Annotated in this window: 11 protein-coding genes; 5 read left to right on the forward strand and 6 right to left on the reverse strand. The window is 62.9% G+C overall.

The window, feature by feature from the left end:
- Positions 1-234: 234 nt before the first annotated feature.
- On the reverse strand, positions 235-945 hold the full coding sequence (locus FHW69_RS10890) for a M15 family metallopeptidase (protein WP_183423075.1): 711 nt from the start codon (positions 943-945) through the stop codon (positions 235-237).
- A gap of 124 nt (positions 946-1,069) precedes the next feature.
- Here FHW69_RS10890 and FHW69_RS10895 point away from each other — a divergent pair, with 124 nt between their 5' ends.
- Both FHW69_RS10895 and FHW69_RS10900 read left to right on the forward strand, forming a co-directional pair.
- On the forward strand, positions 1,070-2,452 hold the full coding sequence (locus FHW69_RS10895; protein WP_255494751.1) for an SH3 domain-containing protein: 1,383 nt from the start codon (positions 1,070-1,072) through the stop codon (positions 2,450-2,452).
- 32 nt (positions 2,453-2,484) lie between these two features.
- A complete protein-coding gene (locus FHW69_RS10900) occupies positions 2,485-3,252 on the forward strand; it encodes a L,D-transpeptidase family protein (protein WP_183423076.1) in 768 nt (255 codons plus the stop codon).
- A 76-nt stretch (positions 3,253-3,328) separates the two neighbouring features.
- Here FHW69_RS10900 and sucD read toward each other — a convergent pair whose 3' ends face one another.
- Both sucD and sucC read right to left on the reverse strand, forming a co-directional pair.
- Positions 3,329-4,201 carry a succinate--CoA ligase subunit alpha gene (sucD, locus tag FHW69_RS10905; RefSeq protein WP_183423077.1) on the reverse strand — a complete coding sequence of 291 codons (873 nt, stop codon included), beginning with the start codon at positions 4,199-4,201 and terminating at the stop codon, positions 3,329-3,331.
- 11 nt (positions 4,202-4,212) lie between these two features.
- Complete coding sequence (gene sucC / locus FHW69_RS10910; protein WP_255494752.1) at positions 4,213-5,445, reverse strand: ADP-forming succinate--CoA ligase subunit beta; 1,233 nt, start codon at positions 5,443-5,445, stop codon at positions 4,213-4,215.
- Positions 5,446-5,673: 228 nt separating this feature from the next.
- On the opposite strand from sucC, the gene FHW69_RS10915 reads away from it, so the two are divergent.
- The 3 genes from FHW69_RS10915 (at position 5,674) to FHW69_RS10925 (ending at position 9,395) form a co-directional block, all read left to right on the forward strand.
- Positions 5,674-7,320, forward strand: coding sequence for an ATP-binding protein (locus tag FHW69_RS10915; protein ID WP_183423079.1), 1,647 nt, complete (start codon positions 5,674-5,676; stop codon positions 7,318-7,320).
- 66 nt (positions 7,321-7,386) lie between these two features.
- Positions 7,387-8,781 (forward strand): sigma-54 dependent transcriptional regulator, encoded by a 1,395-nt coding sequence (locus FHW69_RS10920; RefSeq protein ID WP_183423080.1) that lies wholly within the window; start codon positions 7,387-7,389, stop codon positions 8,779-8,781.
- Positions 8,782-8,954: 173 nt separating this feature from the next.
- The gene (locus FHW69_RS10925) at positions 8,955-9,395 is read left to right on the forward strand and encodes a DUF3757 domain-containing protein (RefSeq protein WP_183423081.1); all 441 of its coding nucleotides are present in this window, start codon (positions 8,955-8,957) and stop codon (positions 9,393-9,395) included.
- A 177-nt stretch (positions 9,396-9,572) separates the two neighbouring features.
- Here the strand turns inward: FHW69_RS10925 and FHW69_RS10930 are convergent, their stop codons facing one another.
- From FHW69_RS10930 to FHW69_RS10940, 3 genes are read right to left on the reverse strand one after another with little or no spacing between them, the layout of a single operon-like run.
- Positions 9,573-11,129 carry a response regulator gene (locus FHW69_RS10930; protein WP_183423082.1) on the reverse strand — a complete coding sequence of 519 codons (1,557 nt, stop codon included), beginning with the start codon at positions 11,127-11,129 and terminating at the stop codon, positions 9,573-9,575.
- A gap of 38 nt (positions 11,130-11,167) precedes the next feature.
- Positions 11,168-11,620, reverse strand: a complete 453-nt coding sequence (locus FHW69_RS10935; protein WP_183423083.1) for a response regulator — start codon at positions 11,618-11,620, stop codon at positions 11,168-11,170.
- Positions 11,617-13,416 (reverse strand): ATP-binding protein, encoded by a 1,800-nt coding sequence (locus FHW69_RS10940; protein WP_183423084.1) that lies wholly within the window; start codon positions 13,414-13,416, stop codon positions 11,617-11,619. Before FHW69_RS10940 ends, FHW69_RS10935 begins: the two co-directional genes overlap by 4 nt.
- Positions 13,417-13,605: the final 189 nt, after the last annotated feature.

A 13,605-nucleotide genomic window follows, 5' to 3' on the forward strand; every position in this document is an offset into this window, starting at 1 on the left:
ACGGCGAGGAAGCGAGCGCGGACTGGCCGCGGGCCGTCAAGCCCGGGAGCGGAACGCGCTCTGGCTACAACATCGCGGCACGCCAGGCGCGCGGCGATGAATGAGGCGATATGCCTGATATGGAAAATGCACGGACAGCCCCTTGAGTCTGCTGCTGCGCACCATTTGTAGCACACCGCAAGTTCGTGTCAACCGTTTGGACGTCTAACCATCCTTTATGTGAACTACGTTCTGTCAGCGCACGGGGACGTCGTAGATGACACCCGGGTCGACGGCGGAAGGCAGCGAGTAATGCCACCATTCCTGCGGGTAGTTGACGAAGCCCGCACCTTCCATCGCCTTCTTCAGAAGCAGACGGTTCGTCTTCTGTGTGGGGCTGATGGTCGCCGCGTCGGTGTGGGCCATCGGATCGAAGAAATCGAAATCAGTTCCCATATCCAACGGAACACAGGACTTGCCCGCGTGACACTGCATCAATGTGAGATCGACTGTCGCACCTTTGCTGTGTCCCGATACGGGAGCGATGTACTCCCCGAGTAGCGCGCTCTTGTCGATGTTCGGATAGTGCACGGCCTTTGTGCCTGTATCGCTCAGGTCGTGCGCCCAGCGCACAAAAACCGCGACAGCACGCGCCGGGCGATAGCAGTCCCACAGTTTCAGGCGCATGCCGCTCTGACGCAGCGTGTGCTCCACACGCGCCAATGCCGTTGCCGCACCCTTGCGCAGATAACAGCGGGGAGCATCGTAGCCATCCACCACGGTGCCGGTGAAATTGTCGCTTCCGGCATAGCGCATGTCTTCAGCCAGATCAGGCACCAGCGTGCGAACGTCGATCATGCCCGCAGCGGCCGGCGTGGTGGCGGGTGACACGGTGGCGGGCGGCTCGGCCAGAACGGGTAAGGCAACGACCATCCCGGCGAGGATCAGGCTGAGGCGACAACGCATGATTTCAGACTCCGCTTAATGAATCCCCACAGACCATAGCAGCATGTGACCGTGGTCCCCGCAGCCAGGCCGGTCGTGCGATATCCTCGACCTCACGTCACCTCGCGATGAACGAGACTACCGCATGACCTTTCTGCGACTCGCCCTGCTGAGTGCCGCTCTTGCCCTGTGTACGGCGGCCTCGCATGCCGTGGTACAGACTCAGGCCAGCGCCACGCTTCCCGGCGTGGCCGACGCCCAGCTTGACCCGACCTTCTGGGTAGCCCGGCTGGACACGCCCGACGCGATCATCCTTGCTCCCGATGCCATCGCCGCACTCAACCGGAAGATCGCAAGGCTCGATCCATCCATGTACGACATCCGCCACCTGCCTGCGACGCTGCCGCGCAATCAGGTGCTGGCCTGGGTAAACAAGGCGTCGCCGATGCCAACCCGGCCGCTGTACACCGACAACGGACTGCGCATCGATCAGTCCGCTTTGAACACCGTCATGAACCATGCCGGCATCGACACCATTCCCGAGAGCACAACGCCCCGCTACGGCATGGCGGTCACGCGTACTTCGCTGCGCAGTTATCCGACTGGTATGCGAGCCTTCAGCCAGCCGGGCGATACCGATATCGACCGCTTCCAGGAAAGCGCGCTTTATCCGGGCGACCCTGTCGCCATCGTGCACACCACACGTGACGGCCGCTGGTTCTTTGTGGTCAGCGAACGCTACGCCGCGTGGGTGGCCGCCAGCGATATCGCGCAGGGAAGCGCGAAGCAGGTATTCGCCCAGGTCGACGCCACACCCTTTCGCGTCATCACGGGTGCCAAGCCGCGCACGGTGTACACACCCGAATCTGTCGCCGTGTCGGAACGGCAACTCGACATGGGCACGCGCGTGCCGCTCGCTACACAAACAGGTGTCGTAAACGGGCAGAATGCTTCCACCTCGTACGTGCTGCGACTTCCTGTTCGCACGACAGACGGCCATCTCGCGTTCCAGCCGGCCCTCCTGCAACGCAATGGCGAGTCATCCGCGGGATACCTGCCGCTCACCCAGGCCAACATCATCCGCCAGGCCTTTCGTTTCCTCGGTGAGCGTTACGGCTGGGGCAACGCATACAACGGCCGGGATTGCAGCGGCTTCGTTGCAGACGTGTATCGCAGCATGGGCGTCGTCCTGCCGCGCAACACCGGCGACCAGAGCACGAGCCCGGGACTCGACCATCAGGCGTTCACCGATGCAGATGGCCACGACGCGCGCGCGTCCGCTGTCGAATCACTTCAACCCGGCGACCTGATCTACATCCCCGGCCACGTCATGATGATGATCGGCCGCATCGACGGCCAGCCGTACGTCATCCACGATGTCACTGGCATCAATGTGCGCAACAAGCAGGGCGCGCTGATCCGCACGGTCATCAACGAAGTGGCTGTCACGCCTCTGCTACCACTGATGTATGACGAGAAACACAGCTTTGTGGACCGCATGACCAGCATCGTGCGCATTCGCCCCTGAGCATCAACCGGCCACCACGACGAGGACACCCCATGTTCACCCTGCGACGCGGTTCGTGTGTTCTTCTTGGCGCGATGGTTCTGGCGGGCGCAGCGGCGGCGCCCGCACGGACCAGCCATCCACTGCCCTGGAATGGTGCACAGCAGATGGTCGTTGTGGTGATCGACGCATGGGACGCGAATCGCGGCACATTGCACACCTTCAATCGCGTGGCGTCCGGCTGGAAAGATCAGGGAACGACCACGCCTGTCACCATCGGTCGAACGGGCGCGGCATGGGGCATGGGCATCAGCCCACCCCAGCAAACAGGGCCTCAGAAAATCGAAGGCGATGGCCGCAGTCCCGCAGGCGTCTTTCGCATTGGCACGGCGTTCGGATATGCCGAGGACTATCCCACCGCGCTGCCATGGCGCGGGCTCACCGCATCAGACTACTGCGTGGACGTCAGCGGCTCGCCGTACTACAACCAACTGGTCGATACGAAAAACGTTGGCGCGAAAGCTGTCGAGGGGTCTACGGAGGCGATGCGCCGCGATCTGCATTTCCATGGCGACCAGGCGTATCGCGTCGGCTTCGTCATCGAACACAACGCCAAAGGTGCGACGGGCAAAGGCAGCTGCATCTTCGCGCATGTATGGAAGTCGCCCACTTCCCCCACCGCAGGATGCACTGCCATGCCTGACACGATGATGGAACATCTGCTGGCGTGGCTCGATCCGAAGAAGAAGCCGGTTTTCGTCCTGCTGCCCAAGGACGAGTACGCACGCCTTCGGTCCACCTGGCAGTTACCTGCGCTCTGAACCACGACAAACGCTCATAAGAAAAGGCCGCGACTTTCGTCGCGGCCTTTTCTGTATCACTGACGCCGAAGCGTTATTACTTCATCAGACCCGCAAGCGTCCGGCCGAGATCGGCAGGCGACTTCACGGTGGTGACGCCGGCCTTCTCAAGCGCTGCGAACTTCGCAGCCGCCGTGCCCTTGCCGCCGGAGATGATGGCGCCAGCATGGCCCATGCGCTTGCCCGGAGGAGCCGAAGCACCTGCGATGAACGACACGACCGGCTTCTTCACGTATTCAGCGATGAACTCGGCGGCGTCTTCTTCTGCGCTGCCACCGATTTCACCGACCATGATAATGCCTTCGGTCTGCGGATCGTCCTGGAACAGCTTCAGGCAGTCGATGAAGTTCAGGCCGTTGATCGGATCGCCACCGATACCGATGCAGGTGGACTGGCCGAGACCTTCATTCGTGGTCTGGAACACTGCTTCATAGGTCAGGGTGCCCGAACGCGACACGATACCGACCTTGCCCGGCTTGTGAATGTGACCGGGCATGATGCCGATCTTGCATTCGCCCGGGGTGATGATGCCGGGGCAGTTCGGGCCGATCAGCACGGTGTCCGGATGCGACTTCAGCACGTTCTTCACGCGCAGCATGTCGAGGACCGGGATGCCTTCGGTGATGGTGACGATGACCTTGATGCCCGCGTCGATGGCTTCGAGGATCGAGTCGGCCGCAAACGGAGGCGGCACGAAGATCACGGAAGCATCGGCCTGGGTCTGGTCGACGGCGTCACGCACGCTGTTGAACACGGGAAGACCGATGTGCTCGGAACCGCCCTTGCCCGGGGTCACGCCACCGACAATCTTGGTGCCGTAATCAATCGCCTGCTCGGCGTGGAAGGTACCCTGCTGGCCGGTGAAGCCCTGCACGAGCACCTTGGTGTTCTTGTTAACGAGAACGCTCATGAATGCTCTCCTCAGCCCTTGGCCGCAGCCACGGCTTTGTGCGCCGCGTCGTTGAGATCGTCGGCCGGCGTGATCGCCAGACCGGAGTTGGCCAGCAGTTCGCGGCCCTTCTCGACATTCGTGCCCTGGAGGCGCACGACGACGGGGATCTTGAGGCCCACTTCCTTCACTGCGGCGATGATGCCTTCCGCGATGAGGTCGCAGCGCACGATGCCGCCGAAGATGTTGACCAGGATGGCCTTGACCTTGTCGGACGACAGGATGAGCTTGAACGCTTCCGTGACGCGTTCCTTGGTGGCGCCGCCACCCACGTCGAGGAAGTTGGCCGGCTCGCCGCCTGCCAGCTGGATCACGTCCATCGTTGCCATGGCCAGACCTGCGCCGTTGACCATGCAACCGATCGTGCCGTCCATCGTCACGTAGTTGAGGTTGTGCGTGATGGCAGCCGCTTCAGCCGCGTCTTCCTGAGTCAGGTCGCGCATGGCGGCCAGGTCAGCGTGACGGAATTCAGCGTTGTCGTCGGAGTTGACCTTGCCGTCGAGGGCGGCGAGGTTGCCGTCCGCGAGGATGGCGAGCGGGTTCAGCTCGACCAGGGCCAGGTCCTTCTCGTTGAACAGCTTGTACAGGCCAAGCATGATCTTCGTCAGCTGACCGACCTGCTTCGGATTCAGGTCCATCTTGAACCCGAGATCGCGGCAGTGGTACGGCTGGAGACCTTCCACGAAGTCAACCACGATGGTGTGGATGTCTTCCGGCGTCTCTTTGGCGACCTGCTCGATGTCCACGCCGCCGTGCTTGGAGGCGATGAACGAGATCGACTTGGTGTCGCGGTCGGTCAGGATCGACAGGTACAGTTCCTTCGCGATATCAGTCGCGTCGGTGACCAGCACAAGGTTGACGGGCAGCGCGCGGCCGGCCGACTGGTAGGTTTCCATGTTGGTGCCGAGCATGCCCTTGGCAGCAGCGCGGACGTCGTCCAGGCTGCGGCAGAACTTGACGCCACCGGCCTTGCCGCGACCGCCGGCATGAATCTGGGCCTTGACCATCCACTGCGAACCACCAAGGTGCTTGGCGGCGTCGACAGCGGCATCGGGAGAGTTGGCAACCTTGCCCGGCGGTACGGCGATGCCGTATTTCGCGAAGAGCTCTTTAGCCTGGTACTCGTGGAAATTCATTCGATACCTCGAGCGAACGGAAGAAAACGTACGAATGCGTACGAGCCAGCTCGCGGCTCGTACGGGCATGGGGATGGTGCGCGCGGGGGAGCGCGGCGCCGGGATGTAAGTGGGTGAACCCGACAGCTCACTGTCGACTTTTCACACAGTACGGCCGGGTATTTTCCCGGAAGGGCGCCCAGATGGAAAGGGGCGCGACGTAAAACTGGCCGTCCGGCCACTACCCATCCCCCGCACCCCGCCTATACTGGCCCCTTGAGTCCTTGAGCCGCCGGACACCCCAGGGAGCCCCCATCCGTGTCAACTGTCGCGTCGAACCTCGCCCCGAGGGTCCCCGGGGGAAATCAGAGCACGGCGCGCCACGAGCTCTTCTTTTTCAATTACTTCCGTCTGGGACAGGCCGCCATCTACGCCGCGCTGGCCTTCCGGCCGGAACACCTGGCGTGGCCCACCCTCCCCGATCCCCTACTGGCCCGGGTTCTCGCCCTGGCCTACCTGCTGGTGGCGCTCGTGCTGGTCGCGCGTACCCGCCAGGCCATGCACCATCCCATTCTCACCGTGTCTGGCGGCCTGGTGGCCGACGTGCTGGCGGCCGCCGCCGCATTGATCCTGATGCACGACGTCCGCATGGGCGTGGCCATGATGCTGGTGGTCAACATCGCCACCGGGGCCCTGCTGCTGCCTCTGCGGCTATCCATGTTCTTCGCCGCTATCGCCTCGCTGGCCATGCTGGGGCACACCTTTTTCGAGGCCAGCCCGAGCGACGGCGGCGACCGGGAGATGCTGGAGTACGCCCTTTTCGGGCTGGCCTACTTCGCTGCGGCGTCGCTGTGCTATCTGCTTGGTCGAAATATCCGGGCGTCCGAGGCACTGGCTGAGCAGCGCGGCATCGACCTGGCCAACCTTTCCCAGGTCAACGAACTCATCATCCGCCGCATGAAAACCGGCGTTTTGCTGGTCGATGAAGGCAACCGCATCCACCAGCTCAATGAGTCGGCGTGGATGCTGATGGGCAACCCGTCTGCCGACCAGCGCGACCTGGGCACGCTGGCACCGGAGCTGTCGCGCCGGCTTTATCACTGGCGCACGGCAGGCAAGCTCGACGAAACCGCCACCGCGCTGGCCGACGGCGTACCGGAAGTCGTACCGCGATTCTCCCGCCTGGCTCCCAACGACGACTCCCACGTCCTCATCTTCCTGGACGACACCTCGCTACTGTCGCGTCGTGCGGAAGAGTTGACCCTCAGCTCGCTGGGCCGCCTGTCTGCGTCCATCGCCCATGAGATTCGCAATCCGCTGGCTGCCATTCACTACTCCGCGCAGTTGCTGGCTGAGTCCACCGACATGAATGACACCGACCTGCGCATGGTCGAGATCATCAACAACCACTGCTCGCGCCTCAACGAGATCATCGAGAACATTCTCCAGTTGTCCCGTCGCGAGCGTTCCCGCCCGGAAACGCTGGACCTCAGCCAGTGGGTGCATCACTTCGTGGCCGAGTACCGCCAGGGCAATGACCTGGGCGCCGACATCCTGCGCGCCGTCGCCCCCGGCGAGCCCGTGGCCGCCGTCGCCGATCCTCAGCACCTCCAGCAGGTGGCCTGGAATCTGGTGCAGAACGCCCTCCGCTACGGCCGCATGCCCGACGAGCCGGCCCGCGTGATGATCGTGGCCCGCAATTCGGACACGGGCACGCCCATCCTCGAAGTGATTGATCGCGGCCCCGGCATTCCGCCAAAGGTGGCGGCGCAAATCTTTGAACCCTTCTTTACAACGCATGAGTATGGAACCGGCCTTGGCCTGTATCTCGCGCGCCAGATGAGCGAAGCCAATCAGGCGGCACTGGAATACGTGCGTGTGGCGGGGGGCGGCAGCTGCTTCCGCATCAGCCTGACGCCACCGGCGCGAACGGCCTCCGCCGCACCCGTTGCCGCCCGTGCGTGATTTGGCGCTTTGCGTAACGCTCCGTCAGGGTTAACCTTTCAAGATTAGGGATATCGACCGGAACTCATGAGCAAACAGACCGTACTGGTCATCGACGACGAGCGAGACATCCGTGAGTTGCTGACCATCACACTCGGTCGAATGGAACTCGACGTCGACGCAGTGGGAACTGTCGGCGAAGCGCGGAGCGCACTGGCCGGTCGTCGTTACGACCTCTGTTTCACCGACATGCGTCTTCCCGACGGCAGCGGCCAGGAACTGATCGAACTGATCGCCGAGACCTATCCTGAAACGCCTGTCGCCATGATTACGGCGTACGGCAACGTGGACGCAGCCGTCAATGCACTGAAGGCCGGTGCCTTCGACTTCGTGTCCAAGCCCGTGGACATTCAGCTGCTGCGCCGACTCGTGCGCACGGCACTGAAGCTGTCCGAAGAACGCAAGGGCGAAGCCGCTGGCGGCAAGGGCAATGTCTCTTCCGACCGCCTCATCGGCACGTCGCCTGCCATGCAGCAGGTACGCGGCACGATCACCAAACTTGCCCGCAATCAGGCACCGGTCTACATCGGCGGTGAATCGGGCGTGGGCAAGGAACTGGTCGCACGCCTCATCCACGAGATGGGCCCCCGCGCACCGGGCGCCTTCGTACCCGTGAACTGCGGCGCCATTCCGTCCGAGCTGATGGAAAGCGAATTCTTCGGTCACCGCAAGGGCAGCTTCACCGGCGCCCACGCCGACAAGGAAGGTCTCTTCCAGGCAGCGCAGGGCGGCACCCTCTTCCTTGATGAGGTAGCCGAGCTGCCTCTGCACATGCAGGTCAAACTGCTGCGCGCCATCCAGGAAAAGGCCGTACGTCCCATCGGCGGTCGTGACGAAGTACCCGTGGACGTACGTATCCTGTCCGCCACCCACAAGGATCTGGCCGCGCTGGTCGAACAGGGCCTGTTCCGCCAGGATCTTTTCTACCGCATCAACGTCATCGAACTGCGTGTTCCGCCCCTGCGCGAACGTCGCGGCGATGTGCCGGCACTGGCCGACTTCATCCTGCGCCAGCTCGCCGCCGAATCGGGCCTTCCCGCCGGCCGCCTGAAACCGGATGCCCTCGCCGCGCTGGAGTCCTACTCCTTCCCGGGCAACGTGCGCGAACTGGAAAACATCCTCGAACGCGCCATGGCGATGGCCGAAGGCGACGTGATCGAAGCGGGCGACCTGATGCTGCCGCAACGTGGCAACCCCATCGACGCCGGCGCAGGCATGGCCGCCGCTGGATCACAGTCTCCCGCCGCACGCGGTGGGGCACACAGCGATGTGCCGCTGGAAGACTACATCTCCAATATCGAACGCGACACCATCGTCAAAGCGCTGGAAGAGTCCCGCTACAACAAGACCGCCACCGCCAGAAAGCTGGGCATCACCTTCCGTGCCCTGCGCTACAAACTGAAAAAACTCGGCATCGACTAAGCCCCAACGCGCTCCCCGGATCTCCATGCTCTGCGGGAGCGCGCTTGCGCGCGATACACCACGCCCGAAAGCCGCAGCCCTCTCCCGGCGCCGACAAAAACCGTCAGCACACCCCGACAGCCACACTCCGCACACCTTCACATACTTCCTGCTCCAGCCCGCAAGGAAGCCCCATGAACGTCGCGAAGTCGCTCACCGCCCTGCTCTGCCTCACCGGTTGCCCGCTCGCATTCGCGCAGGCCGTGGAACACTGCCCGCGCCCGGAGAACATCTCCCGGTACGGCGGCGTGTACATCGCCAAGACCCACGCTCAAGACCACGAATGGCTGGGCATTGCCTCCAACGGCAATAACGGCCGCGTCATGCGCTTCAACGAGGCCACGTTCTACCCCGACACCGCCGAAAGCACGCAAGGCGAAATCGCCGGCTGCACCTACAAGCTGGAAAACGGCAGCATCAACATCGCATTCGTCGGCAAAACCAGCGAGCGCCCCAAGGTCATCCTCAGCCGGGGCAACGCATGGACCCGCGAAAGTGGCCCCTTCGGCATTCCATACGACAGCTGCGCGGGCGACGATGCCGCGCGCTGCGCATTCCAGATAGTGCAGAAGTAATACGCCGACAGACAGGCGCACCGAAGAAAAAAACGCCCGACTGACCGTGGACATGGGGTGCGGAAGCGTTACCCGGCTCCGCACACTATGGCACCCCTATTTCCCTCGTCGGACGTCTGCGGGGCTCATGCCGCAAGGGATGATTCCGTCCCCTGACCGCAAGGCTGCCCGGGACAATCAGGCCGCGTTACCGTCACTCGCGGTCAGGGCTTCCCGAACTGTTCTCAGCAATGCCCTCGCCTGCACGGGCTTGTCCAGCACGTAGAGGTGCTCCAGGGCGGGCATCTCTTCAAGGTTGGGCGGGGACTCGGGACGGGCCAGCAGCAGCACGGCACGTTTGTAACCATGTTCCATCAGTGCGGCCAGCGTGCGAACGCCGGTGAAGAGGTTCATGTCGGCATCCATCACAACCAGATCGGGCACGCCGTGTGCTTCGATCCATTGCAGGGCTGCCGTACCGCTCTGGCTTGCACCGGCCTGGTAACCGTAGGCGTCAAGCGTGTCGACCAGCAGCGACAGCTGCATGGCCTCTTCAACCACCACCAGTACACGCTCGGCTTCGCCAAGCAGACCGGTTTCGGCGCGCATCGCCTCACCGAAGGTGTCCTCGTCGTGCGCCAGCGGAAGGTACAGATGGAATTGCGTGCCTTCGCCGGGCACGCTGCTCACACGCATCAGGCCGCCGTGGCTCGCCACGATACGTTTGCACGAGAGCAAACCAAGGCCGGTGCCGGTTTCCTTCGTGGTGAAGAATGGTTCAAACAGACGCTGCAACACTTCCGGCGACATGCCCACGCCGGAGTCGATCACACTGAGGCGAAGATAGCGACCGGCCGCTTTGCTCTCGCCGTCGGCAAAGAAGTCTTCTGCCAGATTCACCGGCGCGGTTTCCACGCGCAGCTGGCCGCCCTCAGGCATAGCCTGGATCGCATTGAGACAAAGGTTCAGCAGGCACTGCTGCAACTCGGTGTGATTGCCCTCGAACGACACGTCTGCATCGAAGACATCCACGTCCATCTGAATGTTGCGGGGCACACTGCCCTGCATCAGGAGGTTCAGTGCGTCCAGCAGCGCACCCAGGCGCACCTGCTCGGCACGACGCGCACCGCGCGCGAACGAAAGCATGGACGAAACCATTTCCAGGCCGCGGCGACCGCAATCACGAACCAGCGTGCCGAGGCGCGCCAGACGCGGATCATCGGCATAGTCCTGCAAGGTATCGCCGGCCAGAAGCAGCGGTTGCAGCAGATTGCGCAGGTCGTGACTCAGGCCACCGGCAAGAAGCGCCAGACTCTCGAAACGCTGTGCGCGAATCAGTTCCAGCTCGGCGCGGGCGCGGGCCCGCTGCTCTTCCGCTTCGCGAAGCGCACGACGAACCGCCGACGCGAGGCGCGCGGTGTTCTGCTTGAGGATGTAATCGGTCGCGCCATTGCGCAAAGCCTCGATTGCCGCCTCTTCACCCAGCGTGGCCGAGATGAAGATGAAGGGAATCTCGGTGCTCCGCTCGCGCAGCACTTCCAGCGCGCGCTGCCCGCTGAAGACGGGCATGCTCAGGTCGGAAAGCACGATATCGGGCTGGAACTCGATCAGCGCCTGAGTGAACGCAGCCTCGTCCTCAACCAGTTGCACCTCGTATTCAAGGCCATCCTGATCGAGTTCGGAAAGCACCAGCTCCGCGTCGAGGGGACTGTCCTCGACTTGCAGAATCCTGACTTTGGTAGCGCGCTGACTCATGGGACGTGGATCTCGTTCGCTGGCCGCAACAGTCGGTATCAGATGGAATCAGGACGCTGGTTAAGCACGGCCCAGAAGTGGCCCAGCGTCTGCACCGCAGTGAAGAACTGCTGCACGTCAACGGGCTTCAACACGTAGGCATTCACACCAAGATCCCAGCTGCGCGCCAGGTCGCTCTCTTCGCGCGACGACGACAGGATCACCACCGGAAGACGCTGACGCTTCGGATCGTCACGGAGGCGCTTGAGCACTTCCAGGCCGTCCATGCGCGGCATCTTGATGTCCAGAAGGATCACCGCCGGGTCGCCTTCATGCGGATCGCGGTCGGCGAAACGGCCGGTGCGGTAGATGTAGTCGATGCAGTCGACACCGTCTTCCACGTGCACTACTGGGTTGGCCAGCTTCGCCTCGCGCAGCGCGTCGATGGCCATTTCGGCATCGGCGCTGGAGTCTTCAACAAGGAGGATGGTTTTAAGGTCGCGTTGATTCATGTGTCGCCCATGCGTGAGCCCGGCACATCGGAGGCCGGCAGTGAAAAGTGGAACGTCGCGCCGCGGTCAATTTCGCCTTCGGCCCAGGTGCGGCCGCCATGACGGGCGATGATGCGACGGACATTGGCAAGGCCGATGCCATTGCCGGGGAATTCAGAAGCGCGGTGCAGTCTCTGGAACACGCCAAACAGCTTGCCCGCGTATTGCATGTCGAAGCCGGCGCCGTTGTCCGAAACTGCAAATTCGTAGTCACCCGAACTGGTACGGTCGAGTCTGACCTCGATCCGCGTATGCTCGCGGTTGGCTGTGTATTTCACCGCGTTGCCCAGCAGGTTCTGCCAGACCGTACGCAGCATGTTTTCGTCGCCCACCACGATGGGCAGCGGCGCAATGCGCCAGTCGATGCGGCGACCCTGCGCCTCGGTTTCCACCAGCGCCTGCGCCTCCTCCACCAGCGACTGCATGTCGACCGGCTGCAGACGAAGCGCGCCACGACCGAGTCGCGAGAACACCAGAAGGTCGTCGATCAGCTGCGCCATGCGGCGCGACGAGGAACTGATCACGTCGATGTAATGACGTGTGCGGTCATCGGCCTTGTCGCCAAGCTGGGTTTCCAGCTTGCCCGCAAATCCGGAGATGTGCCGCAACGGCGCGCGCAGATCGTGCGACACCGAGTAACTGAAGGCTTCCAGCTCGCGGTTGACGTCGGAAATCTGCTCCACCTTGCCCTCAAGCTGACGATTCAGCTCATTGACTTTCTGCTCCACCAGCGCGCGCGCGGTGATGTCGCTGACGGTAAGCAGAAGTGCCGGTGCCTTGCTGTCCGGCTGCTCGATGCGGCGGGCATTGATGACTACGTAGCGATCGATGCCATCGACCGTGCGCTGGGTCATTTCGTAATCCCACAGCTCGCGATCACGGGCGATCACATCGCTCAGACGCTGCAAGAGCGCACCATCGTTCCACGCGCCATTGCCCACATCTTTCAGGGGCAGATTGCGATCACGATCAGAGTTCATGCCATAAAGCTCACCGAACGCCGTATTGACCAGCAGCGTACACAGATCGCCGTCCAGCATGGCGATGGGTTCGCGCACGGCCTGCACGATGAGCAGCGAGCGCTGCACGGCTTCCTGCATGCGCGATTCGGCACTCAGGCGAATGGCGATCTGGCGCTCGGACACCACAACGACAATGCCCAGCAGGGCGATCTGCGCAAGCGCGGCGATCAGCAGAACGATGCGGTTGTTGGCTGCCAGTTCCTGCGCATGCACGCGACGCGCTTCAAGCAGGCCGCTCTCTTCGTTCACGACCTGCACCACAAGATCGCGGAACGCGAACAGCTTGCGTGCGTCTTCCATGGATGTGAACGCGCCCGCGCGATCACCGCCATGCAGGCGCTTGACGGCTTGATCCATCAACACCAGCCGGCCATTGGCCACGGCTTCCAGCGCACCCAGCCGCGTCATCTGCGCCGGGTTGTCGCGCATCATTTCGCGCAGGTTGGTCAGAATGCCCGGGATGATCTTGCGCGCGCCGATGGCGCGCTCGTTCAACACGGCATCGCCGTTAACACCCGGTACGAGCATCGTGTAGATGGACGCTTCGCTGTCGCGAAGAGCAGCCTCAAGGCGGTAGACGCTGGCCTTGATTTCGGCGGTATGGGTCACCCAGTCGCGCGACTCCAGTGCGTCTTCGGCGCTGGAGCGGGTAACGATATAAGGAAGCGCAACGATGACCACCACAGCCACCAGCAAGCCAGCCACGCGCCAGCGCAGTCCGATACGTTGGATCATGCAGCCTCTATCCTCACAGCCCTTCCTGCACAGGAACAATGCCCATTTTGGCACGCTTGCAGCGTGTCTTGCATGTTCGGAACGGACATAAGCGCCTGAAGAGGAACGCGACGAACGCACCGAGCGATGCACCAGCGCCTCCGTATAAACGAAAGACGGCCAGGTGCAACGAACGATGCGCCAGTGTCA

Origin of the sequence: Luteibacter sp. Sphag1AF (assembly GCF_014192715.1) — a bacterium.
Classification (GTDB): Bacteria; Pseudomonadota; Gammaproteobacteria; order Xanthomonadales; family Rhodanobacteraceae; genus Luteibacter.